Genomic DNA, 211 nt, shown 5'->3' with positions numbered 1-211 from the left:
TCGGTCACCTCGTTAGCCGAGCAGGTACCGCAGCTTGGGGTTCTGTTTGACGAGCGCCGTCTGTTCGATGAGCGCGTCGAGGCCGTAGTACCGACCGGCCGCGAGCACGATCACCGTCATGAACAGCAGCAGGCCCATCAGGTCGCTGTTGACGACGCCGTGGCCGAAGCCGGCGTTGCCGACCCAGAAGAGGCTCATGAAGATGACCCCG

The 211-nt window shown here is 64.0% G+C and carries 1 pseudogene; it reads right to left on the bottom strand.

Annotated elements, in window-relative coordinates:
- Positions 1-12: 12 nt before the first annotated feature.
- Positions 13-211 (bottom strand): annotated as a pseudogene (locus EXE42_RS18345) (DoxX family protein); the annotation flags it as partial.

The organism is Halorubrum sp. SP3, from assembly GCF_005435195.1.
Taxonomy (GTDB): domain Archaea; phylum Halobacteriota; class Halobacteria; order Halobacteriales; family Haloferacaceae; genus Halorubrum; species Halorubrum sodomense.
This window is presented reverse-complemented; position numbering and strand designations above follow the sequence as displayed.